This window comes from Blastococcus sp. SYSU DS0753 (assembly GCF_054051175.1).
Genome location: NZ_JBJHAT010000006.1, coordinates 34,353 through 61,093, shown reverse-complemented (window position 1 = coordinate 61,093; position 26,741 = coordinate 34,353). Strand labels below are relative to the sequence as shown.

General features: G+C 73.5%; 35 protein-coding genes and 1 tRNA gene. 25 read left to right on the top strand and 11 right to left on the bottom strand.

Annotation, left to right across the window (positions count from 1 at the left end):
* Positions 1–57: 57 nt before the first annotated feature.
* From ctaD to ACI799_RS07380, 3 genes are all read left to right on the top strand, one after another.
* A complete protein-coding gene (ctaD, locus tag ACI799_RS07390) occupies positions 58–1,815 on the top strand; it encodes an aa3-type cytochrome oxidase subunit I (RefSeq protein ID WP_456587468.1) in 1,758 nt (585 codons plus the stop codon).
* Between the two features lie 217 nt (positions 1,816–2,032).
* Positions 2,033–3,298, top strand: a complete 1,266-nt coding sequence (serB, locus tag ACI799_RS07385; protein ID WP_456612749.1) for a phosphoserine phosphatase SerB — start codon at positions 2,033–2,035, stop codon at positions 3,296–3,298.
* 163 nt (positions 3,299–3,461) lie between these two features.
* A complete protein-coding gene (locus ACI799_RS07380) occupies positions 3,462–3,656 on the top strand; it encodes a hypothetical protein (RefSeq protein ID WP_456587470.1) in 195 nt (64 codons plus the stop codon).
* 6 nt (positions 3,657–3,662) lie between these two features.
* On the opposite strand, the gene ACI799_RS07375 is transcribed toward ACI799_RS07380, so the two are convergent.
* Positions 3,663–4,238, bottom strand: coding sequence for an isochorismatase family protein (locus tag ACI799_RS07375; protein WP_456598954.1), 576 nt, complete (start codon positions 4,236–4,238; stop codon positions 3,663–3,665).
* A gap of 17 nt (positions 4,239–4,255) precedes the next feature.
* Positions 4,256–5,539, bottom strand: coding sequence for a nicotinate phosphoribosyltransferase (locus tag ACI799_RS07370; RefSeq protein ID WP_456612748.1), 1,284 nt, complete (start codon positions 5,537–5,539; stop codon positions 4,256–4,258).
* A 60-nt stretch (positions 5,540–5,599) separates the two neighbouring features.
* Here ACI799_RS07370 and clpS point away from each other — a divergent pair, with 60 nt between their 5' ends.
* Positions 5,600–5,896: an ATP-dependent Clp protease adapter ClpS gene (gene clpS, locus ACI799_RS07365; RefSeq protein WP_456587473.1), complete on the top strand. Its 297-nt coding sequence runs from the start codon at positions 5,600–5,602 to the stop codon at positions 5,894–5,896.
* Positions 5,893–6,390, top strand: a complete 498-nt coding sequence (locus ACI799_RS07360) for a DUF2017 family protein (protein WP_456612747.1) — start codon at positions 5,893–5,895, stop codon at positions 6,388–6,390. Before clpS ends, ACI799_RS07360 begins: the two co-directional genes overlap by 4 nt.
* Here the strand turns inward: ACI799_RS07360 and ACI799_RS07355 are convergent.
* On the bottom strand, positions 6,329–6,682 hold the full coding sequence (locus ACI799_RS07355) for a hypothetical protein (protein WP_456587475.1): 354 nt from the start codon (positions 6,680–6,682) through the stop codon (positions 6,329–6,331). The two genes, ACI799_RS07360 and ACI799_RS07355, sit on opposite strands and share 62 nt — an antisense overlap.
* Before the next feature lie 102 nt (positions 6,683–6,784).
* On the opposite strand from ACI799_RS07355, the gene ACI799_RS07350 reads away from it, so the two are divergent.
* The 11 genes from ACI799_RS07350 (at position 6,785) to ACI799_RS07300 (ending at position 16,262) form a co-directional block, all read left to right on the top strand.
* Positions 6,785–7,270 carry a Mov34/MPN/PAD-1 family protein gene (locus ACI799_RS07350; RefSeq protein ID WP_456587476.1) on the top strand — a complete coding sequence of 162 codons (486 nt, stop codon included), beginning with the start codon at positions 6,785–6,787 and terminating at the stop codon, positions 7,268–7,270.
* Positions 7,271–7,426: 156 nt separating this feature from the next.
* The gene (locus tag ACI799_RS07345; protein WP_456587477.1) at positions 7,427–7,705 is read left to right on the top strand and encodes a MoaD/ThiS family protein; all 279 of its coding nucleotides are present in this window, start codon (positions 7,427–7,429) and stop codon (positions 7,703–7,705) included.
* 46 nt (positions 7,706–7,751) lie between these two features.
* Positions 7,752–8,702: a PLP-dependent cysteine synthase family protein gene (locus ACI799_RS07340; RefSeq protein WP_456587478.1), complete on the top strand. Its 951-nt coding sequence runs from the start codon at positions 7,752–7,754 to the stop codon at positions 8,700–8,702.
* An 86-nt stretch (positions 8,703–8,788) separates the two neighbouring features.
* Positions 8,789–9,529 carry a 3-keto-5-aminohexanoate cleavage protein gene (locus tag ACI799_RS07335; protein ID WP_456596749.1) on the top strand — a complete coding sequence of 247 codons (741 nt, stop codon included), beginning with the start codon at positions 8,789–8,791 and terminating at the stop codon, positions 9,527–9,529.
* A 13-nt stretch (positions 9,530–9,542) separates the two neighbouring features.
* Positions 9,543–10,367, top strand: coding sequence for a glutamate racemase (gene murI / locus ACI799_RS07330; RefSeq protein ID WP_456587480.1), 825 nt, complete (start codon positions 9,543–9,545; stop codon positions 10,365–10,367).
* Positions 10,364–11,107: an MBL fold metallo-hydrolase gene (locus ACI799_RS07325; protein ID WP_456587481.1), complete on the top strand. Its 744-nt coding sequence runs from the start codon at positions 10,364–10,366 to the stop codon at positions 11,105–11,107. Before murI ends, ACI799_RS07325 begins: the two co-directional genes overlap by 4 nt.
* A 97-nt stretch (positions 11,108–11,204) precedes the next feature.
* Positions 11,205–12,146, top strand: a complete 942-nt coding sequence (locus ACI799_RS07320) for a DNA polymerase domain-containing protein (protein ID WP_456612746.1) — start codon at positions 11,205–11,207, stop codon at positions 12,144–12,146.
* Positions 12,147–12,367: 221 nt separating this feature from the next.
* Entirely contained in the window at positions 12,368–13,816 is a 1,449-nt protein-coding gene (locus tag ACI799_RS07315; RefSeq protein ID WP_456587483.1) for an alpha/beta hydrolase domain-containing protein, read from the top strand.
* A gap of 338 nt (positions 13,817–14,154) precedes the next feature.
* A complete protein-coding gene (locus ACI799_RS07310) occupies positions 14,155–15,030 on the top strand; it encodes a poly(ethylene terephthalate) hydrolase family protein (protein WP_456612745.1) in 876 nt (291 codons plus the stop codon).
* Between the two features lie 71 nt (positions 15,031–15,101).
* Complete coding sequence (locus tag ACI799_RS07305) at positions 15,102–15,692, top strand: QsdR family transcriptional regulator (RefSeq protein WP_456587485.1); 591 nt, start codon at positions 15,102–15,104, stop codon at positions 15,690–15,692.
* An 87-nt stretch (positions 15,693–15,779) separates the two neighbouring features.
* Entirely contained in the window at positions 15,780–16,262 is a 483-nt protein-coding gene (locus ACI799_RS07300; protein WP_456587486.1) for a DUF4262 domain-containing protein, read from the top strand.
* Positions 16,263–16,332: 70 nt separating this feature from the next.
* On the opposite strand, the gene bcp is transcribed toward ACI799_RS07300, so the two are convergent.
* The 3 genes from bcp to ACI799_RS07285 are packed head-to-tail and all read right to left on the bottom strand — an operon-like array spanning position 16,333 to position 18,096.
* Positions 16,333–16,821, bottom strand: coding sequence for a thioredoxin-dependent thiol peroxidase (gene bcp, locus ACI799_RS07295; RefSeq protein ID WP_456587487.1), 489 nt, complete (start codon positions 16,819–16,821; stop codon positions 16,333–16,335).
* A gap of 52 nt (positions 16,822–16,873) precedes the next feature.
* Positions 16,874–17,278, bottom strand: a complete 405-nt coding sequence (locus tag ACI799_RS07290) for a YjbQ family protein (RefSeq protein ID WP_456587488.1) — start codon at positions 17,276–17,278, stop codon at positions 16,874–16,876.
* Positions 17,275–18,096: a potassium channel family protein gene (locus ACI799_RS07285; protein ID WP_456598958.1), complete on the bottom strand. Its 822-nt coding sequence runs from the start codon at positions 18,094–18,096 to the stop codon at positions 17,275–17,277. The genes ACI799_RS07290 and ACI799_RS07285 overlap by 4 nt, the downstream gene beginning before the upstream one ends.
* A 76-nt stretch (positions 18,097–18,172) precedes the next feature.
* On the opposite strand from ACI799_RS07285, the gene rph reads away from it, so the two are divergent.
* Both rph and rdgB read left to right on the top strand, forming a co-directional pair.
* Positions 18,173–18,910 carry a ribonuclease PH gene (rph, locus tag ACI799_RS07280; protein WP_456587490.1) on the top strand — a complete coding sequence of 246 codons (738 nt, stop codon included), beginning with the start codon at positions 18,173–18,175 and terminating at the stop codon, positions 18,908–18,910.
* Positions 18,907–19,518 carry an RdgB/HAM1 family non-canonical purine NTP pyrophosphatase gene (gene rdgB, locus ACI799_RS07275; RefSeq protein WP_456612744.1) on the top strand — a complete coding sequence of 204 codons (612 nt, stop codon included), beginning with the start codon at positions 18,907–18,909 and terminating at the stop codon, positions 19,516–19,518. The genes rph and rdgB overlap by 4 nt, the downstream gene beginning before the upstream one ends.
* A 12-nt stretch (positions 19,519–19,530) precedes the next feature.
* Here rdgB and ACI799_RS07270 read toward each other — a convergent pair whose 3' ends face one another.
* Entirely contained in the window at positions 19,531–19,761 is a 231-nt protein-coding gene (locus tag ACI799_RS07270) for a hypothetical protein (RefSeq protein ID WP_456587492.1), read from the bottom strand.
* A gap of 126 nt (positions 19,762–19,887) precedes the next feature.
* Here ACI799_RS07270 and ACI799_RS07265 point away from each other — a divergent pair, with 126 nt between their 5' ends.
* Genes ACI799_RS07265 through ACI799_RS07250 form a run of 4 tightly spaced genes read left to right on the top strand, consistent with a single transcriptional unit; the run spans position 19,888 to position 22,008 of the window.
* Positions 19,888–20,262 (top strand): hypothetical protein, encoded by a 375-nt coding sequence (locus ACI799_RS07265; RefSeq protein ID WP_456587493.1) that lies wholly within the window; start codon positions 19,888–19,890, stop codon positions 20,260–20,262.
* Positions 20,263–20,316: 54 nt separating this feature from the next.
* Complete coding sequence (locus tag ACI799_RS07260; RefSeq protein WP_456612743.1) at positions 20,317–20,832, top strand: DinB family protein; 516 nt, start codon at positions 20,317–20,319, stop codon at positions 20,830–20,832.
* 41 nt (positions 20,833–20,873) lie between these two features.
* Positions 20,874–21,794 (top strand): DUF6910 family protein, encoded by a 921-nt coding sequence (locus tag ACI799_RS07255; protein ID WP_456612742.1) that lies wholly within the window; start codon positions 20,874–20,876, stop codon positions 21,792–21,794.
* A gap of 55 nt (positions 21,795–21,849) precedes the next feature.
* Positions 21,850–22,008, top strand: coding sequence for a hypothetical protein (locus tag ACI799_RS07250; RefSeq protein WP_456612838.1), 159 nt, complete (start codon positions 21,850–21,852; stop codon positions 22,006–22,008).
* Here ACI799_RS07250 and ACI799_RS07245 read toward each other — a convergent pair.
* On the bottom strand, positions 21,952–22,587 hold the full coding sequence (locus ACI799_RS07245; protein ID WP_456612741.1) for a GIY-YIG nuclease family protein: 636 nt from the start codon (positions 22,585–22,587) through the stop codon (positions 21,952–21,954). The genes ACI799_RS07250 and ACI799_RS07245 overlap by 57 nt on opposite strands.
* 99 nt (positions 22,588–22,686) lie before the next feature.
* A tRNA-Leu gene (locus ACI799_RS07240) sits at positions 22,687–22,767 on the bottom strand.
* 88 nt (positions 22,768–22,855) lie between these two features.
* Between ACI799_RS07240 and ACI799_RS07235 the strand changes: the two genes are divergently transcribed.
* The gene (locus ACI799_RS07235) at positions 22,856–23,149 is read left to right on the top strand and encodes a DUF3618 domain-containing protein (protein WP_456587497.1); all 294 of its coding nucleotides are present in this window, start codon (positions 22,856–22,858) and stop codon (positions 23,147–23,149) included.
* Between the two features lie 78 nt (positions 23,150–23,227).
* Here ACI799_RS07235 and ACI799_RS07230 read toward each other — a convergent pair whose 3' ends face one another.
* On the bottom strand, positions 23,228–23,851 hold the full coding sequence (locus tag ACI799_RS07230; protein WP_456587498.1) for a TetR/AcrR family transcriptional regulator: 624 nt from the start codon (positions 23,849–23,851) through the stop codon (positions 23,228–23,230).
* A gap of 127 nt (positions 23,852–23,978) precedes the next feature.
* On the opposite strand from ACI799_RS07230, the gene ACI799_RS07225 reads away from it, so the two are divergent.
* Entirely contained in the window at positions 23,979–25,088 is a 1,110-nt protein-coding gene (locus ACI799_RS07225; RefSeq protein WP_456587499.1) for an EAL domain-containing protein, read from the top strand.
* A gap of 12 nt (positions 25,089–25,100) precedes the next feature.
* Here ACI799_RS07225 and ACI799_RS07220 read toward each other — a convergent pair whose 3' ends face one another.
* A complete protein-coding gene (locus tag ACI799_RS07220) occupies positions 25,101–25,706 on the bottom strand; it encodes a histidine phosphatase family protein (protein WP_456587500.1) in 606 nt (201 codons plus the stop codon).
* A gap of 61 nt (positions 25,707–25,767) precedes the next feature.
* Here ACI799_RS07220 and ACI799_RS07215 point away from each other — a divergent pair, with 61 nt between their 5' ends.
* Complete coding sequence (locus ACI799_RS07215; protein WP_456587501.1) at positions 25,768–26,622, top strand: aldo/keto reductase; 855 nt, start codon at positions 25,768–25,770, stop codon at positions 26,620–26,622.
* Positions 26,623–26,741 lie beyond the last annotated feature (119 nt).

The window sequence follows — 26,741 nt, the reverse complement described above, 5'->3', positions numbered from 1 at the left end:
GGCGCGCCCTGCCCGCCCGACCTGAGGCGCCGTATCGCACGGTCTAAGCTGCCAGCCGTGACGATTGCACCGGCGCCCATCGTGAGCCGGCCCAGCCCGGCTCACGTGGTCGAAAAGGGCTCGCGGCTCTCGAACCTGCTGCGGACCACCGACCACAAGACCATCGGCCTGATGTACATGGCCACCTCGTTCACGTTCTTCGTGCTGGGTGGCCTGATGGCGCTGCTGATGCGTGGTGAGCTGGGGCGGCCGGGGCTGCAGTTCCTGTCCCCCGAGCAGTACAACCAGCTGGTCACGATGCACGGCACGATCATGCTGCTGATGTTCGCGACGCCGCTGTTCTTCGCGTTCGCGAACCTGATCATGCCGCTGCAGATCGGTGCGCCGGACGTCGCGTTCCCGCGCATGAACGCCTTCTCCTACTGGCTGTTCCTGTTCGGCAGCCTGATCGTGGTGGGGGGCTTCCTCACCCCCGGTGGGGCGGCGGACTTCGGCTGGTACGCCTACGCACCGCTGTCGAACGTCGTGAACTCCCCGGGCGCGGGCGCGAACATGTGGTTCGCCGGCCTGGCGGTCAGCGGCCTGGGCACGATCCTCGGTGGCGTCAACTTCATCGCCACGATCGTCTGCCTGCGGGCCCCGGGCATGACGCTGTTCCGGATGCCGATCTTCACCTGGAACACGCTGGTCACCAGCCTGCTCATCCTGCTGGCGTTCCCGATCCTCACCGCCGCGATCATGGGCATGCTGGCCGACCGCAACCTCGGTGCGCTGATCTACTCGGACGAGAACGGTGGCCCGATGCTGTGGCAGCACCTGTTCTGGTTCTTCGGCCACCCCGAGGTCTACATCATCGCGCTGCCGTTCTTCGGCATCGTCACCGAGGTCATCCCGGTGTTCGCCCGCAAGCCGTTGTTCGGCTACAAGGGCATGGTCTTCGCGACCATCGCGATCGGCGCGCTGTCGCTGGCGGTGTGGGCGCACCACATGTACGCGACCGGTGCGGTGCTCCTGCCGTTCTTCGCGTTCCTGACCTACCTCATCGCCGTGCCGACCGGCATCAAGTTCTTCAACTGGATCGGCACCATGTGGCGGGGTCAGATGACCTTCGAGACGCCGATGCTGTTCTCGATCGGCTTCATGATCACCTTCCTCCTCGGTGGTCTGACCGGTGTGCTGCTGGCCAGCCCGCCGCTGGACTGGCACGTCAACGACAGCTACTTCGTCGTCGCCCACTTCCACTACGTGGTCTTCGGCACCGTGGTGTTCGCGGCCTACGCCGGCATCTACTTCTGGTTCCCGAAGATGTGCGGCCGGATGATGGACGAGCGGCTGGGCAAGCTGCAGTTCTGGCTGACCTTCATCGGCTTCCACGCCACGTTCCTGGTGCAGCACTGGCTGGGCAACGAGGGCATGCCGCGCCGGTACGTGGACTACCTGGAGACCGACGCGTTCACCGTGCTCAACACGGTCTCGACGATCGGCTCCTTCATCCTCGGCGCCTCGGTGCTCCCGTTCATCTACAACGTGGTCAAGTCCTGGAAGTACGGCGAGCTCGCGCTGCGCGACGACCCGTGGGGCCATGGCAACAGCCTGGAGTGGGCCACCTCCTCCCCGCCGCCGCGGCACAACTTCGTCGAGATCCCCCGGATCCGCTCGGAGCGGCCCGCGTTCGAGGCCCACTACCCGCACCTCGTCGAGCGGCTGCAGGCCGAGGCCCACGTCGGCAAGCGGCACGAGCCCTACGCCGGTGTCAGCGAGCTGGGTGGTACCGGCGGTGCGCGCCAGGGCCCGAAGGACCCCGACCCGACCTGACGAAGGACCACCCTTCCCCCCGCGCCTCGCAGGCTCGGCGCGGGTCCCTGAAGGGTGGCCGTTCCAGAACGTCACGGACGCCCCGCCGGCCACTGGCCGGCGGGGCGTCCGTCGTCCACGGGTGGAAGACCCCGGGCGGCGGGCCGCCCCGCATCGCGGCGACCGGCGGGTCAGGGGTCCGGGCGGTCCCCGGGCGGACGTGCGGCACGATGACCGCGTGCCGCTCGACCCGACGCCCCGCCAGCTGCCCGAGCCCGACCCCACCGCGGCGCGGGCGCTGCTCACGGTCACCGGGGCGGACCGGCCGGGGGTGACCGCCCACCTCTTCGCCGCACTGGCCTCGGACGGGGACGGGCGCCCGGAGGTGGAGGTCCTCGACGTCGAGCAGGTCGTCGTGCACGGCCACCTGGTGCTCGGCGTCGTGGTCGGTGCCCTCGCCGGCGATCGGCGACCGGCGGTGGGCGAGGCGGAGCTGCTCGGCCACCTCCGGCGGGTGGCGGGTGAGGTCGAGACCGCCGTGGGCGTGCACGTGGCGGTGGAGTCGGCCAGCGGGCCCGACGCGCCCCTCGTGCAGGGGCGCCCGCACCACGTCATCGTGCTCGGGCGGCCGGTGCCACCCGAGGCCGTGGCCGGCGCCGCGCGGGCCGTCGCGGGCATCGGCGGGAACATCGACGCGATCCGCCGGCTCTCCGACCACCCGGTCACCAGCTTCGAGCTCACCGTCTCCGGGGCGGAGGCCACGGCGCTGCGCACCGCGCTCGCCTCGGTGGCGGCGTCGACAGGTGCCGACATCGCCGTCGAGCAGGTCGGGATCGCCCGGCGCAGCAAGCGGCTGATCGTGCTGGACGTCGACTCGACCCTGGTGCGCGGCGAGGTGATCGACGAGCTGGCGGCGCGCGCCGGGCGGGCGGCGGAGGTCGCCCGCATCACCGCCGCGGCCATGAACGGCGAGCTGGACTTCGCCGAGTCGCTGCGGGCGCGGGTCGCCGTGCTGGCCGGCCTGCCCGAGGAGGTGCTCGACGAGGTGCGCGAGCACCTGGTGCTCACACCCGGCGCGCGCACCCTCATCCGCACGCTCCAGCGTCTCGGCTTCCGCTGCGGCATCGTCAGCGGCGGGTTCACGCAGATCACCGACCCGTTGGCGGAGAGCCTCGGGCTCGACTTCGCCGCCGCCAACACCCTGGAGGTCCGCGACGGCCGCCTCACCGGTGGGCTGGTCGGGGACATCGTCGACCGGCCGGGGAAGGCCCGGGCCCTGATGCGCTTCGCCGAGGAGTACGGCATCCCGCTGGACCAGACGGTCGCGGTCGGCGACGGCGCGAACGACCTGGACATGCTCAACACCGCGGGCCTGGGCATCGCCTTCAACGCGAAGCCCTTCGTGCGCGAGCAGGCGCACACGGCGCTCAACCAGCCCTACCTCGACGCGGTGCTGCAGGTGCTCGGCTTCACCCGCGACGAGGTCCTCGACGCGGCGCCTTGATGATCAGGTGACCTGATCGTCAGGGGTCCTGGCTCAGCGTCGGTCGTGAGCCAGGACCCCATACGGTGAGCCAGGACGCGGTACGGCGAGCCAGGACGCCGTACTGCGGGACGACGCGGGCGTCAGCCCGGCCGAGCGTCGGGGCGCCCGGCATCATGACCCGGTGGACGAGCAGCTTCCCGTCGGGTCCCTGGTGCGCATCCGGGAACCGGAGGACGCGCCGGATCAGCCGATCGGCACTGTGGTGATCTCCCGGGACGCGATGGGGCAGGTGCACGTCCGGCGCGACGGGGTGGGCGTGGAGGTCTACGCGCCCGACGAGGTGGTCGCGGTCAGCACGGACGGTGAGGGCGCCTGACCTCGCTCACGCGTTGGGTCCGAGCTCTCCGGCCAGCTCGACGCCGGCCGTGCGCAGCTGGTCCAGCGCAGCGTCGGTCGTCGCCTCGGAGACCCCGGCGGTGAGCGGCAGCAGCACGCGGGTGGCGAACCCGGCCGCCACGGCGTCGAGGGCGGTGGCGCGGACGCAGTGGTCGGTGGCGATGCCGACGACGTCGACGGCGTCGACCCCTCGCTCGCGCAGCCAGTCGGCCAGCCCGACGCCGTGGGCCGCGCCCTCGAAGCCGGAGTAGGCGGCGGCGTACTCGCCCTTGTCGAAGACCGCTTCGAGCGGCTGGCGGTCCAGCGCCGGGTGCAGCTCGACACCGTCGGTACCGACCACGCAGTGCGGCGGCCAGCTCTCGAGGAAGTCCGGGTGCTCGGCGAAGTGGTCGCCGGGGTCGATGTGGTGGTCGCGGGTGGCGACGACGTGGGCGTACCCGGCGCCCGCCGTCCGCAGGTGCTCGGTGACGCCGGCCGCCACGGCGGCGCCACCGGCCACCGCGAGGCTGCCGCCCTCGCAGAAGTCGTTCTGCACGTCGACCACGATCAGCGCGCGGGTCATGGGCTGCTCCTCCCGGGTCAAGCGGGAACCGTCTCCAGGACCGGTTCCCCGCGTGAGAGCGCCCATGCCTCGGCGGGCAGCGCCTCCCGCACGCGCGCGTGGTGCTCGCGGGCGAGCCGCAGCGCCTCGGCGGGGGAGACGTCGGCGCAGAGCGCGCCGCCGCGCACCAGCGGGACCACGAGGTCGCGGTCGCCGTCGCGCGGCCCGACCGGTGCGCTGCTGACCACCTCGGCGACCGCGGTGCCGTCGGCGTCGTGCCGCCGGACGGCGTGCTTGCGCCCGCCGATCGAGTTCTTGCCCTCCGACCGCTTCGCGACCGGGACGCCGTCGCGCTCGACGAGCTTGTAGACCATGCCGGCCGTCGGCGCCCCCGAGCCGGTCACCAGCGAGGTCCCGACCCCGTAGCCGTCGACGGGTGCGGCCATCAGCCCCGCGATCGCGTACTCGTCGAGATCGCTGGTGACGATCACCCGGGTGCGGGTCGCGCCGAGCTCGTCGAGCAGCTGGCGGGCGCGGGTGGCGAGCGTGGGCAGGTCGCCGGAGTCCAGCCGGATGGCGCCCAGCTCCGGGCCGGCCACCTCGATCGCCGTCCGGATGCCCTGCTCGACGTCGTAGGTGTCGACGAGCAGCGTCGTGCCCACCCCCAGCGTCTCCACCTGGGCACGGAAGGCCGCCCGCTCGTCGTCGTGCAGCAGCGTGAACGCGTGGGCGCTGGTGCCGGTGGTGGGGACGCCGTAGCTCCGGCCGGCCTCCAGGTTCGAGCTGGACGCGAAGCCGACCAGGTGGGCCGCGCGCGCCGCGGCCACCGCGGCTCGCTCGTGGGTACGGCGCGAGCCCATCTCGATGCAGGGTCGCTCGCACGCCGCTGCCACCATGCGGGCGGCCGCCGAGGCGATCGCCGAGTCGTGGTTGAGGATGGACAGCGCCAGGGTCTCCAGCAGGACGCCTTCGCCGAACGGTGCGCGCACGGTGAGCACCGGCGACCCGGGGAAGAACAGCTCTCCCTCCGCGTAGCCGTCGATGTCCCCGCGGAACCGGAAGTCGGCCAGCCAGTCCAGCAGCCGCTGGTCGGTCAGCCCCTGGGCACGCAGGGTCGCGAGCTCCTCGTCGCCGAACCGGAAACCGGGCAGCGCCTCGAGCAGCCGGCCGGTGCCCGCGAGCACCCCGTAGCGACGGCCGTGGGGCAGCCGGCGGGCGAACACCTCGAACACGCAGTCCCGCTCGGCGGTGCCGTCGGCGAGCGCCGCGGCCAGCATCGTCAGCTCGTAGCGGTCGGTGAGCAGCGCGGGGGCCGTCGGCATGGCTCCGCAGCGTAGGCGGCGCCGGGTCCGCGGGGCCGGGCGACGTCCTAAGCTGGATGCGTGGCCGCACCGCTCGCCCCGACTCGGACGCCCGAGACGACCGACGAGGAACGCGGCGACCTCGACCGGCCGTGGGTCACCATCGTCTGGAACGACCCGGTGAACCTGATGACCTACGTGACCTTCGTGCTGCAGGAGCTCTTCGGCTACGACGAGCCGACGGCGACCTCGCTGATGCTGCAGGTGCACCACGAGGGGAAGGCGATCGTCAGCTCCGGCCCGCGCGAGCGGATGGAGCACGACACCAGCCGGCTGCACGCCTACGGGCTGTGGGCCAGCTACCAGAGGGACTCGTGAAGCCGTTCCGTGCCCGGGGCGGGTGGCTGGTCGCCCGGCTCGACCGGGCCGAGGCCGGCATCGTCGGGCTGCTGCTCGACCAGCTCGAGCAGCTCCTGGCCGCCGATCCGGCCGACAGCAGCGGCGATCCGGTGATGGCCCGGCTGTTCCCCGCCGGGCACCGCACCGACCCCGCGCTGGCCGAGGACTACCGGGGGCTCACCGAGCAGGCGCTGCGCGGCGGCAAGGCCGACGACCTGGCCACCGTGCGCGCCACCCTGCCGGCCGACGGGGGAGAGGTGCGCCTGGACGCCGACCAGGCCGGTGCCTGGCTGCGCACGAGCAACGACCTCCGGCTGGCGCTCGGCACCCGGATCGACGTCGGTGAGGACACCGAGCCGCCGGACGAGATCGTGGACGAGGCCGACCACCAGCTCGCCGTCTACTACTGGCTCACCGCGCTGCAGGGGTCGCTCGTGGACGCGCTCGTCGCCGATCGCGCCGGCCGAAGGTGAGCAGCACCAGGGCGGCGAGCAGCAGGTCGAGCACGAAGAGCACGTAGACCATGCGGTGCAGCTCGACGTCGGCGAGCATCGCGCCGATCGTGGACACCAGTACCAGGGCCGAGGCGGCGAGCAGCAGCAGCAGGAGCACGGCGCGCACGACGACGATCACCACCACGGGAGCCCGGTCGCCCGGATGGACCGCGCTGTAGCCACGGTGCCGGAACAGCCCCCGTAGCCCCAGGAGGAGCGCCGGAAGGGCCAGCAGCACGACGCCGGCGGTCAGGAGCGACGGGACCCACACGACGCCGACCGTATCGGTCCGGGAGCGTCTCCCGACGGCCGCCCGTCCGTGCGACCGGGGGCGATGGGGGAGCGGCGCGGCGGGCCCGCCTAGACTGGCCCCGTGCTGCGCATCGACCGCGCGACCTACGACGCCATCGTGGCCCACGCCCGGAAGGACCATCCGGACGAGGCCTGCGGTGTCGTCGCCGGTCCGGAGGGGACCGAGCGCCCCGAGCGCTTCGTGCCCATGCTCAACGCCGCACGGTCGCCGACGTTCTACGAGTTCGACAGCGCCGACCTGCTCGCGCTGTACCGCGACCTGGACGACCGCGACGAGTGGCCGGTCGTCGTCTACCACTCGCACACCGCCACCGAGGCCTACCCCTCGCGCACCGACATCGGGTACGCCTCCGGTCCCGCCGCCGATCCGCGCACCCACTACGTGCTGGTGTCCACGCGCCACCACGGGCCGCAGACCGGCCTGGCCGGTGACGAGGTCGAGTTCCGCAGCTACCGCATCGTCGACGGGGAGGTGTCGGAGGAGGAGGTCGAGATCGTCGAGTCCTACCTGTTCGGGCACTCGCCGACGACCGTCGTCTACGACTGAAGAAACACCCCGTTCCCCCCGCGCCTCGCAGGCTCGGCGCGGGTCCCTGAACGGGGCCGGAATCCCGCGCGGCGGCCGGGCGTTGACCCGCCAGACGCACGACCGCTGCCCTGCGCAGCGCCCCCACGCATCGACGTCCCCGAGGAGAAGCACGCCATGGCCATCGAGGTCCGTATCCCGACCATCCTGCGCACCCACACCGGCGGCAACAAGACCGTCGAGGGCAGCGGGGACACCCTCGGCGCGCTGATCGACGACCTCGACAGCAAGCACTCGGGCCTGAAGAACCGCCTCGTCACCGAGGAGGGCAAGCTGCACCGTTTCGTCAACGTCTACGTCAACGACGAGGACGTGCGCTTCACCGGCGCCCTGGACACCCAGGTGAAGGACGGCGACTCGGTGACGATCCTCCCGGCGGTCGCGGGCGGCTGCTGAGCGGTCCCCGCTCCGCCCCCGCCCGTCTCCCCGGAAGAGCATCCCTATGGCCCGCTTCGCCTCCCTCGTCGACTCCCTCGGCGGCACCCCGCTGGTGGGGCTGCCGAACCTCTCGCCGACGCCCGACGTCCGGTTGTGGGCCAAGCTCGAGGACCACAACCCCACGGGCTCCATCAAGGACCGCGCGGCGATCAAGATGATCGAGGCGGCCGAGAAGGACGGGCTGCTGAAGCCCGGTTCGACCATCCTGGAGCCCACGAGCGGCAACACCGGGATCTCGCTGGCCATGGTGGCCCGGCAGCGCGGCTACAAGCTGATCTGCGTGATGCCGGAGAACACCTCGGTGGAGCGCCGGCAGCTGCTGGAGATGTACGGGGCGCAGATCATCTCCTCGCCCGCGGCCGGTGGCTCGAACCAGGCCGTCGCCGTCGCCAAGGAGCTGGCCGCCCAGCACGACGACTGGGTGATGCTCTACCAGTACGGCAACCCCGCGAACGCACACGCGCACTACGAGGGCACCGCCCCGGAGATCCTGGCCGACCTGCCGTCGATCACCCACTTCGTCGCCGGCCTGGGGACGACCGGCACGCTCATGGGCTGCTCCCGGTACTTCCGCGAGCACAAGCCCGGGGTGCAGGTGATCGCCGCCGAGCCCCGCTACGGCGAGCTGGTCTACGGCCTGCGCAACATCGACGAGGGCTTCATCCCCGAGCTCTACGACGCCTCGCTGCTGGACTCGCGGTTCTCCGTGGGCCCCGACGACGCGATCCACCGCACCCGCCAGCTGGTGGAGCGCGAGGGCATCTTCGCCGGGATCTCGACCGGCGCGATCCTGCACGCGGCGCTGGGCATCGCCGACAAGGAGGTCGCGGCGGGCCGCCGGGCCGACATCGTGTTCGTCGTCTGCGACGGCGGCTGGAAGTACCTCTCCACCGGCGCCTACGCCGGCACGCTCGAGGAGGCGGCCTCCGCGTTGGAGGGCCAGCTCTGGGCCTGAGGCGGTCCCGCTCGGCCCGCTGGTCGCTGACGGGTGGCCGTTCCCGCGCGTGACCTCGGTCGGTGGTGTCTGGCAGGGTGCGGCGCGTGCTGCTCCAGGCCTGCCTCAACGGGTCCCGCCGGCCCGGGGAGCACCCTGCGCTGCCGGTGACACCGGCGGCCGTGGCCCGGGACGCCGCGCTCGTCGTGGCGTCCGGCGCCGGCGCCGTCCACGTCCACCCCAAGGACGACGCCGGCGCGGACTCGCTCCGACCGGGCGACGTGGCCGCCGTCGTCGACGCGGTGCGGGCGGCCGCCCCGGGCATCCCCGTGGGGGTCACCACGGGGGCCTGGGCGGCGCCCGACCCCGCCGACCGGATCGCGGCGATCCGCGGCTGGGCGGTGGTGCCGGACTTCGCTTCCCTGAATTGGCACGAGGACGGCGCGGACGGCGTCGCGGCGGCGCTGCTCGACCGTGGCATCGGGGTGGAGGCCGGGCTCTGGCACCTCGCCGGTGCGGCCGCGTGGGCCGCCTCGCCGCACCGCGACCGCTGCCTGCGCGTGCTGTTGGAGCTGCCTGACGGGCTGGACGAGGCGGGCACCGGGACGGCGGCCGGGCGCCTGCTGACGGCCGTCGGCGACCGGGCGCCGGTGCTGCTGCACGGGGAGGGGAGCAGCGCCTGGCCGGCGCTGCGGCTGGCGGCCCGCCGCGGGCTGGACACCCGCATCGGTCTGGAAGACGTGCTCGAGCTGCCCGACGGCTCGCCGGCCCCGGGCAACGCCGAGCTGATCCGCGCTGCGACCACCGTCACCGCCGCCGTCGGGGCGAGCGGCGAGGCGGGCGGCTAGCCTGACCGGCGACATGGGGACGCAGCCAGCAGCCGACGCGCCGATCGGCATCTTCGACTCGGGGGTCGGTGGGCTCACCGTCGCCCGGGCGGTGCTCGACCAGCTGCCGAACGAGGCGGTCCGCTACATCGGGGACACCGCGAACGGGCCCTACGGCCCGCTCCCGATCGCCGAGGTGCGCCGGCACTCCCTGGCGGTCATGGACGAACTCGTCGACAGCGGCGTCAAGATGCTCGTCGTCGCCTGCAACTCCGCCAGCGCCGCGTCGCTGCGGGACGCCCGGGAGCGCTACGACGTCCCGGTGGTCGAGGTGGTCCTCCCCGCGGTCCGCCGGGCGATCGCGGCCACCCGCAACGGCCGCATCGGCGTCATCGGCACCCAGGCCACCGTCACCAGCGGCGCCTACGACGACGCGTTCGCCGCGGCCCCGCACGTGTCGGTCACCTCTGCGGCCTGCCCCAGCTTCGTCGACTTCGTCGAGCGCGGGATCACCAGCGGCCGGCAGCTGCTCGGGCTCGCGCAGTCCTACCTGGATCCGCTCATGGCGGCCGGCGTGGACACCGTCGTCCTCGGGTGCACCCACTACCCGCTGCTCACCGGCGTGCTCTCGGTCGTGCTCGGCGACGGGGTCACGCTGGTCTCCAGTGCCGAGGAGACCGCCAAGGACGTCTACCGGGTGCTCACCCGAACCGATCTGCTGCGCGACCCCGACGCGCCCGCGCCGGAGCACGCCTTCCTGGCCACGGGCGACCCCGAGCCGTTCGCCCGGCTCGGCCGCCGCTTCCTCGGGCCGGAGATCGGGGCCGTGCTCGGCGCCGGACGGGCGGGGGTCGCGTGAAGCTGACCGTCGTGGGGTGCTGCGGCAGCGGCCCCGGTCCCGACTCGCCCGCGTCCTGCTACCTCGTGGAGCACGACGGCTTCCAGCTCGTGCTCGATCTCGGCAACGGCGCGTTCGGCGCGCTGCAACGGGTCGTGGACCCGGGCGCCGTGGACGCGGTCTTCCTGTCGCACCTGCACGCCGACCACTGCCTGGACGTCGCCCCGTTCGTCGTCTGGCACCGCTACTCCGGCCGGTCCCGGGGAGCGCTCGTACCGCTGTACGCGCCGGTGGGTGCCGAGCGCCGGCTGGCGCTGGCCTACGACGGCGACGGCGACGGGTTGACCGACGTCTTCGACTTCGTCCCCGTGGGCCCGGGCGCCCTCCGCATCGGGCCCTTCGAGGTGGAGCTGGCCCGCACGGCCCACCCGGTCGAGACCTACGCCATCCGGCTGACCGCGGGTGGCCGGTCGATGGTCTACACCGGCGACACCGGCCCCAGCGACCGGCTGGTGGAGCTCGCCCGCGGGGCCGACGTCCTGCTCGCCGAGGCGGCGCACCCGGACAACGCCCCCGACCAGCCGCCCGGTCTGCACCTCACCGGGCGGCAGGCAGCCCAGCACGCGGCGGCCGCGGGGGTGGGCCGGCTGCTGCTCACCCACGTGCCCGCCTGGGTCGACCACATCGGCCAGCTGTTCGCGGCCAGCTCGGTGTTCTCCGAGACCGAGCTGGTCAGCCCCGGCGCCACCTACGAGATCTGAGGAACCGGCCCTCCTGCCCCCACCGCTCGCAGGCTCGCGGCGGGCCCCCGCACGAGGGCCGGTTGCCGGATGGCCGCGATCGCGGAACGGTGACCCCATGGACGAGCGGGACGGCGTGCCGCTGAGCAGCCTCGACTCGCCGCTCGGTGACGGGCTGGGGGTCTCGAAGCGCGCGCTGGTCGACCACCTCGACGCCGTCGCCGACCGGCTGGTCCCGCTGCTGGCCGGCCGGCCGCTCTCGGTGGTGCGGGTGCGGCCGGGCCAGGCGCCGTTCATGCAGCGGAACGTGAGCAAGGGCGCCCCCGCGTGGGTGCGCACCGTGCCCGTCTGGGCCGAGTCGGCGCACCGCGAGGTGCACCAGGTGCTCTGCGAGGACCGGCGCACCCTGATGTGGCTGGCCAACCAGCGCGCGGTCGAGTTCCACGTCCCGTTCCTGCGGGCCGGGTCGCGCGAGCCCACCGGCCTCGTGCTGGACCTGGACCCGCCCGACGGGGTGGAGTTCTCCACCGTCGTGGCGGTCGCCCGGCTGGCCCGGCGGGCGCTCGAGGAGGCCGGCCTGGCCGGCGCGGTGAAGACCAGCGGCGCCACCGGCCTGCACGTCGTGGTGCCCGTGCGCGGCGCTCCGGTCGAGGACGTCGCCGCGGCGACCCGGGCGCTCGCGCAGCGCACGGCGCAGCTGGACCCGGGGATCGCCACGACGGCGTTCCTCAAGGATGAGCGGCAGGGGCGGGTCTTCGTGGACTCCACCCGCTCGGGCACGGGCACGGTCGCCGCCGCCTACAGCCCGCGGGTGCGGCGGGGTCTGCCGGTGTCCGCCCCGGTCGACTGGAACGACCTGGGGTCCGTCCGCCCGGGGGAGCCCACCGTCGCCTCCGGGGCGGCGGGGCTCCCCGACTGGGCGGCCCTGCTGCCCGATCCCCAGCGGCTGCCGGCCGACCTGGTCGCCGAGGGGCACACCATCCCGGTCGCCCGTGTGCAGGCGATGCACGAGGGCAAGCGACGGGCCCGCCTCCGGCGGGAAGCCGGGGACGACGGGTGACGGGCGCCGGGCGGCTCCGGCCCGTGCGGCGGCAGGCTCCGCAACAAGGCGAGGATTTGTTGCAGCAACCGTTGTCGAGCGGTCCTCCGTCGGGCTAGCTTGCAGGGGACGCCATGTGATCGGCGTCATGGTTCTGGGCCTGGAACTCGTTCGCTCCCCATCTGACCGCTGCTCCTCGAGGGTGCCCGTCGGGGTGCCCAGGGGCAGCAGAAGGAGTTCCCTTGCCCGTTCCCACGCCCCTGAGCGCCCGGGCCGGCGGCACCACCGTCGCCCTGGGTGTGGCCCTGGCACTGCTGGCCCCGGCCCTCCCGGCCGGAGCTGCGGACGACGTCCGCGTGCCGATCCGCGACGCCGAGGTCACCGGGCCGCTGCCCAGCGATCTCGGTGGCAGCCCGCTCTCCGACGACCTGGCGGAGACCTACCCGTTCTTCGCGACGTACCAGGACCTCGCCGGCGTCGGGTACGTCGAGGAGGAGTTCCTCGTCTCCGGCCTCGCCGATGCCTACGCCAGCCCCCGCACCCCGGACATCGCCCCGGGCACGCTGCTGGAGGAGGACGTCCCCTACACCACGCGGATCGTCGTCCGCCGGCCGGCGAACCCCCGGCACTTCAGCGGCACCGCCCTGGTCGAGTGGCAGAACGTCACGGCGGGCTACGACCTCGACGCGCTGTGGAACTTCGAGGACGTGACCCGCGACGGTGACGCCTGGATCGGGGTCTCCGCCCAGCAGGTCGGCGTCGACCAGCTGCGGGAGTGGAGCCCGACCCGGTACGGCTCGCTGGACGTCACGGCGGGGGGTGAGTACGCCCTCGACCAGCTGGCGATGGACATCTACGCGCAGGCGGCCAAGGCGCTCGTCGCCCCGACCGGTGTCGACCCGATGGGTGGCCTGGACATCGAGACGCTGCTCTCCATCGGTGCATCGCAGTCCACCCGGTACCAGAGCGCCTACTACGACCACGTCCTGCCGAAGGTCGAGCCGGTGTTCGACGGTTACGCGATCATCGTCGGGACGGCACCGAGCCGGGCCGGGGACGAGCCGGTGTTCCAGGTGCAGTCCGAGACCGACGTGACGGCCGCCGCGGCGGCGGCCCGGCGTCCCGACGACGAGGTGTTCCGGCGCTGGGAAGTCGCGGGCGCGGCCCACTCGGGCTGGCAGGGGCAGGAGTACCGCGCCCCGCTCTCCGAGCGCGACCTCGGTGGCGCACCGCAGTACGACTGCGACCTCCCGCCGTTCAGCCGGGTGCCGATGCACCACGTGACGGCGGCCGCCTACGCGCACCTCGCGCGCTGGGCCGAGAAGGGGATCGCACCTCCGTCGGCGCCGTACCTGGAGTTCGACGACGAGGGCAACAAGGTGCGCAACGAGCTGGGGCTGGCGCAGGGCGGCATCCAGCTCTCCCAGGTGGCGGTGCCCACCGCGCTGAACGCGGGCTACAACAGCGGCGCGAGCTTCTGCCGCCTGTTCGGCACCCACCAGCCGTTCACGCTCGAGCAGCTCACGGCGCTGTACCCGCGCAAGGGTGAGTACATCAACGGCGTGCTGGCGGTCGACCACGCCAACCTGCGGGCCGGCTACATCGAGAAGGCCGACGCGAAGGAGAACTACCAGGAGGCGCTGGTCGTCGAGCGCCAACTGCGGCAGCAGCTGCGGGACGACCGCGGCTGAGCACCTGGCACGTCGGACGGCCGGCCCCTCCGGGGGCCGGCCGTTCGCGTGTCCGGGTCGAGGGCAGGCCGGAGGGCCGGGAGGGGGCGGATCGGCCGGTCCCGGCCCCGGACGCCTGCCGGAGGGAGGCGTGGGCGGACCCCACGCAGGCGGCCGACGGGCCCTGGACCAGGCAGTTCTGAAACACTTGCCGAAAGTGTTGCGCACCTGCAGAGCGTGACGCTACCTTGACGCCACGTCGGCGGTGATGTGCATCACAACCGGGCCCGGTGCGCCGGCGTACGTCCTCCTCGGTCGTCGCGACCGTCGGTCGCGACACTCCTTCCGAAAGGTCCACCGTGCCCATTCCACGCCTGTTGGCGCGCGCCTCCGCGGCGCTCGCCCTCACGCTGGCGACGGTCGTCGCCACGTCGGTCCCCGCCTCCGCCGACCCCGCCTGGTGGCGGGGCCCCGCCCCCACCCAGGCCAGCATCACCGCCGAGCGCGGTCCGTTCGCCGTCTCGACGACGTCGGTGTCGGACTGGTCGACCCCGGGCTTCGGCTCGGCGACCATCTACTACCCGACGACGACGTCGGCGGGCACGTTCGGCGGGGTGGCGATCTCGCCCGGGTACACCGCGTCGGAGTCGACGATCGCCTGGCTGGGCCCGCGGATCGCCTCGCAGGGCTTCGTCGTCATCACGTTCAACACCAACTCCCGCTACGACCAGCCGGCCTCCCGCGGTGACCAGTTGCTGGCCGCGCTGGACTACCTCACCGGTTCCAGCGCCGTCCGGTCGCGGGTCGACGCCTCCCGGCTGGCGGTGATGGGGCACTCCATGGGTGGTGGCGGCTCGCTCGAGGCGGCCAAGGACCGGCCCGCGCTGCGCGCGGCGATCCCGCTGACCGGCTGGAACGTCGACAAGACCTGGCCCGAGATCCGCACGCCCACCCTGGTCATCGGCGCGGAGAACGACAGCGTCGCGCCCGTCAGCAACCACTCGATCCCGTTCTACAACAGCCTGACCAACGCCTCCGAGCGGGCCTACCTGGAGCTGAACAACGCGAGCCACTTCGCGCCGAACAGCCCCAACGCCGACATCGCGTCCAGCTCGATCGCCTGGCTGAAGCGGTACGTCGACGCCGACACCCGGTACACCCAGTTCCTGTGCCCCGGCCCGACGGTGTCGATCTTCGGCAGCATCTCGGACTACCGGTCCACCTGCCCGATGTGAGCACCCCCTAGGCCGGCGGGGCGGGTTCCGACGACGTCGGGGCCCGCCCCTCCTGGCCTAGGCTCACTGCTGTGAGCGGCGTCCCCGAGGAGATCGTCCGCCACGCGGCGCGGACGCTGATGAGCGGCCGCCGGCTGGACACCGGCGCCCTCGCCGTGGAGCTGGGCATCTCCCGCGCGACGCTGTTCCGCCGGGCCGGCAACCGGGACGCGATCCTCGGTGAGGCCCTGGCCTTCCTCGGCCTGCGGACCCTGCGGGCGATCGAGCGCGAGCACGACGCCCGCCCGGCTCCCTCCGGGGCGCCCACCCGGCTGCGCTCGCTGGCCGTCAGCGAGGACTTCCGCTACGCCCTCAGCACCGCCCTCCCGATCCGCCGCCTCCTCGACGAGGAGCCGGCGACGGCGATCCGGGTGCTCACCGATCCGCAGGGCCGGGTCCAGCCGCGGGTGGTCGAGGCCTACACCGAGCTGTTCCAGCACGACGTCGACGAGCACGGGCTCGAGCCGCAGATCGCCGTTCCGCTGCTCGCGCTCGCCGTGGTCCGGCTCGGGGAGTCCTTCCTCTACTCCGACGTGCTGGCGGCGCGCGCGCCCGACCTCAAGGCGGCGACGACGGTGCTCGACGCGCTGATCACGAGCGTCTTCGGCCTCGACGACCGCTGAGCGGCGGTCGTCCCCAGGCGCGCCGCCCGTCCACAGCCCGAGCCGGCCGCGCCCTGGTTGTCGGTGGTGAGCCGCACTCTCTGTCGCATGACGACCGATCCGCAGACGCTGGCCTGGCTCGACCAGGAGGACAGCCGGATGGCGCAGACGATCCGGGCCCACCGCGTCGCCGTGCAATACGTCATGCGCGGCGAGGAGTCCGACGAACCGCCGTTCGGCTACACCGTCGGCCTGTTCGGGGTGGGCCATCCCGAACTCGTCGTCGTGGGGGTGGGCCACGGGACCGCCTGCGCCATGCTGAACACCGTGGCCGGCCTGGTCCTCGCCGGGCGGGACCTGGTGCCGGGCGAGCTCCTCGTCCTCGACCGGGAGCGCCGGCTCGCCGTCGAGACGCTGCCCAACCCGGCCGACGTGCTGTTCTCGGCCAATCGCTTCTACCAGCGGCCGGACGAGTTCTCGGTGCCCGCCCACCAGCTCACCTGGGCCCACGAGGGGGGCGTCTTCCCCTGGGATCCCGGCTATCCCTGCCCGCCCGAGTGCCAGCCCCGGCCGGGGACCTGGCGCGCGTAGAGCGACGTCCCGGGCACGGCCGCCCCGCAGGGCCCCGCCGCCGGCCTGCGAGTGGCGGGTTGGTCGTCGTTCAGTCGAGGCCGAGGTCGCGGCGCAGCTTGGCGACGTGCCCGGTGGCCTTGACGTTGTAGGACGCGCGCTCGATGCGGCCCTCGGCGTCGATCACGAACGTCGAGCGGATCACGCCGACGACCTCCTTGCCGTACAGCTTCTTGGTGCCGTAGGCGCCGTAGGCCTGCATCACCTGCTTGTCCGGGTCGGACACCAGCGTGATGTCCAGGTCCTCCTTCTCGCGGAAGCGGGCGAGCTTCTCCACCGGGTCGGGCGAGATCCCGATGATCTCGAGCCCGGCCTCGGCGAGGTCGCCGGCGGCGGCGGTGAAGTCGACGGCCTGGGTGGTGCAGCCGGGGGTCAGCGCCGCCGGGTAGCAGTACACGATCACGCGCCGGCCGCGGTAGGAGGAGAGCGACACCGGGTTTCCGTCGGCGTCGGGCAACGTGAAGTCCGGCGCCGGGTCGCCGGGGGTGAGGCGGACGGGGGCGGCGTCGGTCTCGCTCATGCCGCGCATCCTGCCGTGTCCCGGGGGCGGCCCTGCAAGGGGGCGGCGGGGCTCACCCGGGCAGGAAGGAGAAGCGCACCTGCCGCTGGGGGTTGTCGGTGTTGGTGTCCACCAGGCAGATCCGCTGCCAGGTGCCCAGCATCAACCGCCCCTCGAGGACCGGCACGCTGGCGTGCGGCGGGACGAACGCCGGCAGCACGTGGTCGCGCCCGTGCCCCGGGCTGCCGTGCCGGTGGCGCCAGCGGTCGTCGCGGGGGAGCAGCTCCTCCAGCTGGGCCAGCAGGTCGTCGTCACTGCCCGAGCCGGTCTCCAGGATCGCCAGGCCGGCGGTGGCGTGCGGGACGAAGACGTGCAGCAGGCCGTCGTCCTCGGACCGCACGAAGTCGGCGCAGTCGTCGGTGAGGTCGACGACGACGGGGGCGCCCCCGGTCCGGACGGCACGCAACTCCGATCTCATGGCGACGATCCTGCCCGGTCCGCCGGCCCGGTGTGCGGTGGACGGGTACCGCGGGTCCCCGGGGCGGCGTCGGATCCGTCGCCGCGGGGATCCGCCGACAGGAGCGACCGCAGCCGGGCGACCTCCTCGGTGAGCGCCTGCAGGTCGCGTCGCGTCACCGCTTCGGACTCCTCGCCCACCTGCTGCACGCGCTCGACCAGCCAGGAGGCGAACGTCGCGGTGATCACCCCGAGCAGGGCGATACCGGTGAGCATGAGACCGGCGGCGACCACCCGCCCCTCGGCGGTCACGGGGTAGCGGTCGCCGTACCCGACCGTGGTCACGGTCGCGAAGGCCCACCACAGCGCCTCGCCGAAGCCGTCGATGTTCGCCTCCGGGTGGTTCCGCTCGGCGTCGAGCACGGCCAGGGCGGCGACGAACATGAGCAGGGCCGTGGCGCCCACGACGAACACCGCGACGCGGCCGCGCAGCGAGTGCCCGGCGTGCCGGTTCAGCGCGTGGAGCAGGGTGACCAGGCGGAGCAACCGCAGCGGCCGCAGCAGCGGGAGGACGATGACGGCGAGGTCGAACAGGTGGGTCCGGACGAACCGCCGGCGGTGCTCCGACAGGGCGAGGCGGATCCCGTAGTCGACGGCGAACCACAGCCAGCTCAGCCAGGTGACCCAGCGGCAGACGGTGGGCCACGGCGGCGCGAGGTCGGGTTCGAGGACCGGCCAGGCGTAGGCAGCCAGGAACAGCAGCGCGGCCGCGGTGAGGATCCAGTCGGTGGAGCGCTCCCAGCGCTCCCGCCGCGGATCGGTCAGGGAGGTCGCCGCCATGTCCGCCGACGCTAACGGGACACCACTCCGGGCATGCGCCGTGGTGGTCCTGCACGGGGCACTACTGTCGGTGGCCGTGACCCGCCCCGACGGCCGTACGGCCGAGCAGCTCCGCCCGGTGACGATCACCCGCAACTGGCTGGATCACGCCGAGGGCTCGGTCCTCGTCGAGTTCGGCCGCACCCGCGTCCTCTGCGCGGCCAGCGTCACCGAGGGTGTTCCGCGGTGGCGCAAGGGCTCGGGACTGGGGTGGGTGACCGCCGAGTACTCGATGCTGCCGCGCGCCACGCACACCCGCAGCGACCGCGAGTCCGTGAAGGGGAAGATCGGTGGCCGCACCCACGAGATCAGCCGGCTGATCGGCCGTTCGCTGCGCGCCGCCGTCGACCTCGGCGCGCTGGGGGAGAACAGCATCGCCATCGACTGCGACGTCCTGCAGGCCGACGGCGGCACCCGCACCGCGGCCATCACCGGCGCCTACGTCGCGCTGGCCGACGCCGTCTCCTGGCTCGGCGCGCGGAAGCGGCTGGCCCGGCCGACGGCGATCGTCCAGTCGGTCGCCGCGGTCAGCGTCGGGATCATCGACGGCGAGCCCCGGCTGGACCTCGCCTACGAGGAGGACGTGCGGGCCGGCACCGACATGAACGTGGTCTGCACCGGCGACGGCGGGTTCGTCGAGGTGCAGGGGACGGCGGAGGGCGCGGTCTTCGACCGTGCGGCGCTGGACGCGCTGCTCGACCTGGCGGTCGCCGGCTGCGCCGAGCTCACCCGCCTGCAGGCCACGGCGCTGTCGCTGGAGCCGGTGGTCCGATGAGCACCCGGCTGCTGCTGGCCACCCGCAACGCCGGCAAGCTCGCCGAGCTGCAGCGGCTGCTCGCGAGCGCGGTGCCCGGCGTCGAGGTGGTCGGGCTGCGCGACGTCCAGGAGTACCCCGAAGCACCCGAGACCGGGGCGACCTTCGCCGAGAACGCCCTGCTCAAGGCGCGCGAGGCGGTCCGCTACACCGGTCTGCCGGCGGTGGCCGACGACTCCGGGCTCGCGGTGGACGCGCTGAACGGCATGCCCGGCGTGCTGTCGGCGCGCTGGTCGGGCCGGCACGGTGACGACGACGCCAACACTGCGCTGCTGCTCGGGCAGCTCGCCGACGTGCCGGACGAGCGGCGGGGAGCGGCGTTCGTCTGCGCGGCGGCGCTGGTCACCCCCGACGGCGCCGAGCGGGTGCTGGAGCGGGAGTGGCGCGGGCGGGTGATCCGCGAGAAGCGGGGGAGCAACGGCTTCGGCTACGACCCGGTGTTCGTCCCGGAAGGCCTGGAGCTCACCTCCGCCGAGCTGGAGCCCGCCGAGAAGGATGCCCGCAGCCACCGGGGGCAGGCGTTCGTGGCGCTCGTGCCCGTGCTGACCGAGGTGCTCGCCGGGCGCTGAGCCCCCGTCGGGTCAGTCCCGGCGCAGCGCGAAGCCGAGCCAGGCGAGTGAGTCCTCCTCCTCGGGCTCGGCGTGCCGGCCCGGGCGGAGCAGCTGCTCCTCGTCGGGCACCCGCGCCGGGGCCTCGAACTCCGGGGCGCGGTGCCGGCCACGGGCAGGTGCGGCGGCGGGGGAGTGGACGACGGCGGCGCGCACCATGGCGGCCGGCAGCCAGGTCGTGGTCGGGGTGGCGCCGGAGGTCATGCCCTCCCATCGGCCGGTGCCCCGCCGGGCGAGAGGGGCACCGGGGCGACGCCACCCGGCTGGGTGAACGGCCCGACCAGGTTCTGTGACGGGGTGCACTCCCGCCGCCTCAGTAGCCTCCGGGGCATGGAGCTCGTTCGTCTTCTCCTCGTCGTCGTCCACATCCTCGGCCTCTCTTTGATCATCGGGCCGTTCCTGTTCCAGGTGAGCCGCAAGGCCGGGTTCGACACGACGCTGATGACGATCGGTGCGCTCACCCAGCTGGTGAGCGGCCTGGCGCTGGTCGGCATCCGCGAGGCCGACGACCTCCCCGTCGACCACGCCAAGATCGGTGTCAAGCTCGTCGTCACGGTGCTGGCCGTGGTCACGGTGTTCCTGGCCGCGCGCAAGCAGCAGGCCGCCGACGCCGGCCGGGCCGCTCCGAAGTCGCCGCTGCCGTTCTTCCACTCCACCGGGGCGCTGGCGATCCTGAACGTCTTCATCGCCGTCCTCTGGACCTGACCGGAGCGGAACCCGGCTGACAGCTCCGGGGGCGGGGCGCTAGCGTCCGGCCCCGTGCACCCGCCTCCGCGTGTCCGACCGCCCGGGGCCGCGGACGAGCGGGCTCAGCTCGGGGGCTGGCTGGACCTGCAGCGTTCGCTGGTGCACCACAAGTGCGAGGGCCTGGGCGAGGACGACGCCCACCGCGCCCTCCTGCCGACCTCGCCGCTGATGACGGTGGCCGGCCTGGTCTCCCACCTGCGCTGGGTCGAGCACTGCTGGTTCGAGGTGCTGTTCCTCGATCGGCCCGCCGCACCCAACCCCCAGTTCGGCCAGGAAGGGGACGCAGACTTCCGCGTCGAGGGGGTGCCGCTGGCGCGGCTGCTGGACGAGTACGCCCGCCAGTGCGCGGTGTCGGACGGGATCGTGGCGGCGGCGTCGCTGGATGACCGCGGCCGGAACGGGCAGTACGGGGCCGACGCGCTGTCCCTGCGCTGGATCCTCGGGCACATGGTCGAGGAGGTGGCCCGGCACGTGGGGCACCTCGACCTGCTCCGGGAGATGCTCGACGGGCGGACCGGCTACTACTGAGCGGGCGCGTGACCCGCCGTCACCCGGGGCACACCCCAGCGATGCAGGTCTTCGTGGACGCCGCCCGGACGCTGAGCTTCGCCGACGGCACCCCGGTGACCGCGGCCTCGGGCGTGGCCCCGCTCGGGGACGGCTGGCTCGTGGTGCCGGACGACTCGACGATCGCCGCCTGGCGCCGTCCCGGCGAGGTGCTGGCGGTGCCGGTGCTCCCACCCGTCGAGGGGCTGCGCAGCTTCCGCGAGTCCGACGGCACCAAGCACCTCAAGCCCGACCTGGAGGTCGCCTGCCCCGCGGAGTTGGACGGGGAGCCCGCCGTGCTCCTGCTGGGCTCGGGGTCCACGCCCCGGCGGATGCACGCGGTCCTCGTGCGGCTCGAGGACGGGCAGCCGGTGGTGCGCTCCGCCGAGCTGACCCCGGTGTACCAGCGCATGGCCGAGCGCCTGGGGCTGCCGATGGACCACGTGAACCTCGAAGGCGCGAGCCGGCACGGGGACGTGGTCCGGTGGTTCAACCGGGGCAACCTCTTCGCCGGCGTCCGCTCGGCGAGCGTCGACGTGCCGCTGCACGACCTGGTCGCCGCCGTCCTGCGCCGGGCCGAGCCCGCCGCCGTCCCGGTGGACCGGCCCCGCGAGTACGAGCTGGGCGAGGTGGAGGGCGTGGGCCTCGCGGTCACCGACGCGGTCGCGCTGCCCGACGGCCGGGTGCTGCTGAGCGCCGCCGCCGAGGACACCCCGAACGCGGTCGACGACGGGCCGGTGGTGGCCACCGCGATCGCGCTGCTGGACGGCGACACCGTGCAGGAGGTCGTGCCCATCCCCGAGGTGGACGGCCATGTGCAGAAGGTCGAGGGCCTGGCGCTGCGCGGCATCGAGGACGGCGTGGTGCGTCTGCTGGCCGTCGTGGACGACGACGACCCGGACACCCCGTCGGCCGAGCTGGACCTGCGCGTCGACCTGGGCTGAGCCGACCGGCTGCTACGGGCGGTGAGCGGGCGGGCCGGGCGGTTAGCGTCGCCCCATGGACTTCGTCGTCTGCCCGCACGACGCCGCCCACCTGAAGGTCGTGGAGCGGCGCCGCGGCCACCCTGACGGACCTCTCCTGACCTGCCCGCACTGTCGACTACGGTTCGTGATGTCCGGTCGCGAGGTGAAAGAGGTGCCACCACCGTCGCCCTGAACGGTCGCTGCGGGCGGAGTCCCGACGCCGTCCAGCGGGTGGGCTACGGGCGAGGGCCGGCGGAGGCGCGGTAGGCCGCCCGCGCCGCTGATCATCTCGTACGACGGGTGGGCCTTGTTGTCCCGCTGGTTGAGCGGCGGGGCCGACTCGGCGATGACGGCCGCCTCCACCGCCTTCGGTTCCGGGTGCACCGCCCACGTCACCTGCAGGTGTGCGCATCCACTCGGACAGCCGCGCCTCGTCAGCGTCGACCGGGACGACGCGGTCCGTCGTCCACCGGGTGGTGTAACCCTCGGACGGCATCAGCAGCGCGACCAGGACACGGCGGAGGGTGGAGGAACCGGTCGGGCCTCGGAAGTGGTTGCCGACCACTCTGGCACGCAGGTCCCGAGCCAAGCCGATGTACAGCAGTTCCGGCCCTTCGACGCCCGGATGAGCCGGGCCGGACACCCCGGGCAGCGTCGTCGCCCGAGCCCACCAGGCGTAGAGACCGGAGCCACGCGGGATCTGTCCGCCCGCTCCCTCCGCATCGGCCGCTGGCCCGCACAACTCGTTCGCGACGGCGAGTGCATCGGTCACTTCCGCAGCCTCCCACCGCTCTCCGGCGGGACGTGGCGTCGTGCGGGGGAGACCCGGGCGTCGTCCGGCGTGGGGCCCCGGCCTGCGGGGTTGCTCCAGTGCGGGAGAGGGGAGTCGAACCCCTACGCCCGAAGGCACCAGATCCTAAGTCTGGCGTGGCTGCCGTTACACCACTCCCGCGTGCTTCCGGAGTCTAGGAGCACCCGTGCGGGCGCCCCGGGAGGACCGTCACCGCGCTGACCTGCGCCGCGTCTGGCAGGCTGTCGCCGTGCCCCGCGACCCACGACAGATCCAGCTCGAGATCGATGCGGCCCGCGAGTCGCTGGCCGCCACCCTGGACCAGATCGCCTACCGCAGCAGCCCCACGCGCCTGAAGGCCCAGGGCAAGGACGCCGTGCAGCGCTTCCTGCAGACGCCCGCCGGTCAGGCCACGATGGGCGCCGTCGGGCTCCTGGTCACGCTGGTGGTGGTGCAGAAGGTCCGGCACCGCAAGGCCGCGGCGCCGGCCAAGCGGAACCGTCGGCCCGTCGTGGAGAAGAAGGTCCAGTACCGCACGCGCTGATCGCCGTCCGACACGACGAGACCGGCCCGTCCCCCTGGGGGACGGGCCGGTCTCGTGGTTCTCGGGTGCTCGGCCGGGTCAGGCGCTGGTCGCCCGGTGGCGCACCAGGGGCAGGACGACGGTCTCCAGCACCTCGTCGACGAAGGCCTCGTCGACCGGGCGGTGGGTGAGCAGCCAGCGCTGCACGAGGAGCGCGCTGACGGTCTCGGCGGCGACCGAGGTGCGGAACGACGGGTCGAGCTCGCCGCGCGCCTCGGCGTTCTGCCACACCTGCTCGAAGGACTGCTGCCACACGGCCAGCGGACCCTTCTCGAACGCCTCGGCCAGCGCCGGGTGCCGCGGCACGGTCGACAGCAGGGAGAGGGTGGCCGCGCCCGTCGGGCCGTTCACGACGCCGACGAGGGAGTGCATGATCTCGCGCAGGTCGCCCTCGAGGGAGCCGGTGTCGGGGCTGTGCGCCTCGGCGCGGTTGAGGTCGGAGATCGTGTCGACGACCAGGTCCTGCTTGGTGCGCCACCGTCGGTAGATCGTCGCCTTGCCCACGCCGGCCTCCGCGGCGACCGCATCCATGGTCAGCGCGCCGTAACCCACGTCGGCGAGCAGGCGGAGGATCGCCGCGCGGATCACGCCGTCCCGGCTGGGATCGCGCGGCCGGCCGCCACGACTCGGACGAGCGGCTTCTGCGGTGGGGAGAGCGGCCATGGGCGAAACCTTAGACATTCAAGTTGTGAACTAGCTGGGAGTCCCCTGCGAGTACCCCCGGAAGAGCGTTCCGATACCGCCGCGCGCCTGTCCCGTGTGCCCGTGCGCGTGAGTCACCCTGTCCTCCGTGGGAACCATCTGCGGCGGCGTCTGCGGGTGCCGCCAGAACTGGGAGGTGCCCGGGCGGGCGGGTCGTGCGCTGCTGGCGACGTCGATCGGGCACGTGCTGCCGCACGTGGCCCGCACCGCCAAGGCGCTGGGCCTCACCGTCTACTCCGCGCCCCAGCTGGTCGACGTCGTCGACGACCGGGGTGGACGGGGTCTGGAGCGGCTGTTCCAGAAGCTGGCGCGGGAGCTGACCGCCGCCGAGACCGAGGCGGTGCGGGTCGCCACCGACCCGCCGGACGACGGCGCCGCACTGACCGCCCGGCTGCTGACTGCGCCCACGCTGGCCGTGGAGCTGGCGCGCCGCGGCGTCACGGTCGAGGTCGGCGTCCTGGCCGAGGCCGAGTTCTGGTCGGTGTACCAGCCGATCGTCTCGCTGGCCGACCGCTCCGTCGTCGCGCACGAGGCGCTGCTGCGCGGGCTGGTCGACGGCCGTGAGGTCGGCGGCGGGGACCTGTTCTTCGTGGCCGAGTCCGCCGGCTGGCTGCACCGGCTGGACCGCATCGGCCGGGAGTCCGCCATCGCCGGCGCAGTGCCGTGGCTGGGCGAGGACGACCTGTTCATCAACTTCAACCCAGCCTCGATCTACCGGCCGCAGGTCTGCCTGGCCAGCACCGAGCAGGTCGCGCACGACGCCGGCATCGCGCCGACCCAGCTGGTCTTCGAGGTGGTCGAGTCGCACGCCATCGCCGACCGCGGGCACCTGGTCTCGGTGCTGGAGCACTACCGCTCGCTGGGGTGGCGCGTCGCGCTCGACGACGTCGGCGCCGGCTGGAACAGCCTGTCGCTCCTCGCCGCGGTCCGGCCCGACGTGGTGAAGCTGGACAAGGGGCTGGTGCAGGAGCTGCCCGACGACGGTGCCCGCACGGTGCTGAAGGCGGTGACCGACCTGGCCCACCAGCTGGGGGCGGTGGTCGTGGCCGAGGGGATCGAGACCGAGCGGCTGGCCGAGGAGGTGACCGCGCTGGGGGCCGACATGGGCCAGGGCTGGCTGTTCGGCCGGCCGGTACGCCCCGAGCCGCCCGCCGAGGAGCCCGAGGGTCGCTGGCAGCCGGTGGCGCGGACCCGCTGACGCCGTCGCCGGTCAGCCCAGGGCCCAGCCGGTGAGCACCGGCCGGCCGTGCTCGTGCCCCAGGACGCCGTACCGGCCGGCGGGCAGCGCGAACAGCGCCCCGGCCTCGGGCGCCAGCCCGAGCCAGCGGGCCGTCAGCACCCGCAGCACGTGGCCGTGGGCGACGAGCGCGACGTCGCCGTCGGGAAGGCGGTCACGGACCCGGTCGAGGACCCGGTCGACCCGGGCGCCGACGTCGGCCAGCGTCTCGCCGGGGACGTCGGCGTCGACCGTGCCGTCCCGCCAGATCGACCACTCCCGGCCCAGCTCCTCGCTGATCTCGGCAGTGGTGCGGCCCTCGTAGCCGCCGTAGTCGAGCTCGACGAGGTCGCCGTCCACCGCTGTGGCGGTCAGGCCGGCCAGCTCGGCGGTCCGCCGGGCCCGCTGGAGCGGGCTGACCCGCACCTCGGCGAAGCTGCGTCGGCCCAGCGCCGCGCGCAGGGAGCGGGCCTGCTCCTCGCCCTCGGGCAGCAGCGGCAGGTCGGTGGCCCCGGTGTGCTGGCCGCTGCGGCTCCACTCGGTCTGCCCGTGCCGCAGCACCACGAGCTCTCCCAGCCGTCCACCGACGATCTCGCCCACGTCGTCCATCGAACACGCCCGTCCGGGAACACGCGCGGTGGCTGCCGCGCTGGCTCCCGGCATGACCACCGCACAGCTCAGCGACACGTTCAGCATCGGCGGAGACCTCCCCGTCCACCGGCTCGGCTACGGCGCCATGCAGCTGCCCGGCCCCGGCGTGTGGGGCGAGCCGGCCGACCGGGCCGCCGCCGTCCGCGTCGTGCAGGCCGCCGTCGAGCAGGGCGTGGACTTCATCGACACCGCCGACTCCTACGGCCCCGAGGTCAGCGAGCAGATCATCGCCGAGGCGCTGCACCCCTACCCCGAGGGCCTGGTCATCGCGACGAAGGCCGGGCTGACCCGCCAGGGCCCGGGCATCTGGACGCCGGTCGGCCGGCCCGCCTACCTCAAGCAGCAGGTCGAGCTCTCCCTGCGGCACCTGAAGGTCGACCGCATCGACCTCATCCAGCTGCACCGCATCGACGCCGAGGTGCCGCTGGCCGACCAGCTCGGCGCCTTCGCAGAGCTCAAGGAGCAGGGCAAGGTGCGGCACATCGGCGTCTCCGAGGTGTCGGTGGATGAGCTGGAGGCGGCGCGCGGGATCACCGAGATCGTCAGCGTGCAGAACCTGTACAACCTGACCACCCGCCAGAGCCAGGACGTCCTGGACTACGCCACCGCCGAGGGCATCGCCTTCATCCCGTGGTTCCCGATCGCCACGGGTGACCTGGCCGCCCCGGACAGCCCGGTGGCGGACATCGCCCGCGAGCTCGACGCCACTCCCTCGCAGGTGGCGCTGGCCTGGCTGCTGCAGAAGTCGCCGGTCATCCTGCCGATCCCGGGCACCAAGTCGGTCGACCACCTCACCGAGAACCTCGGTGCGGCTCGGCTGACCCTGTCCGACGAGGACATGGCCCGCCTGGACGCGCTGGCCTGAGCCGCCGCCCGCCCGGGCATAGGAAGCTCTACCCGCGTTCAGCCACCCCCGGATGCAGGTAGAGCTTCCTATGCCTCACCGGCGCGGCGGGACCCCCGGCGCGCCGGAGGGCTGAGGCA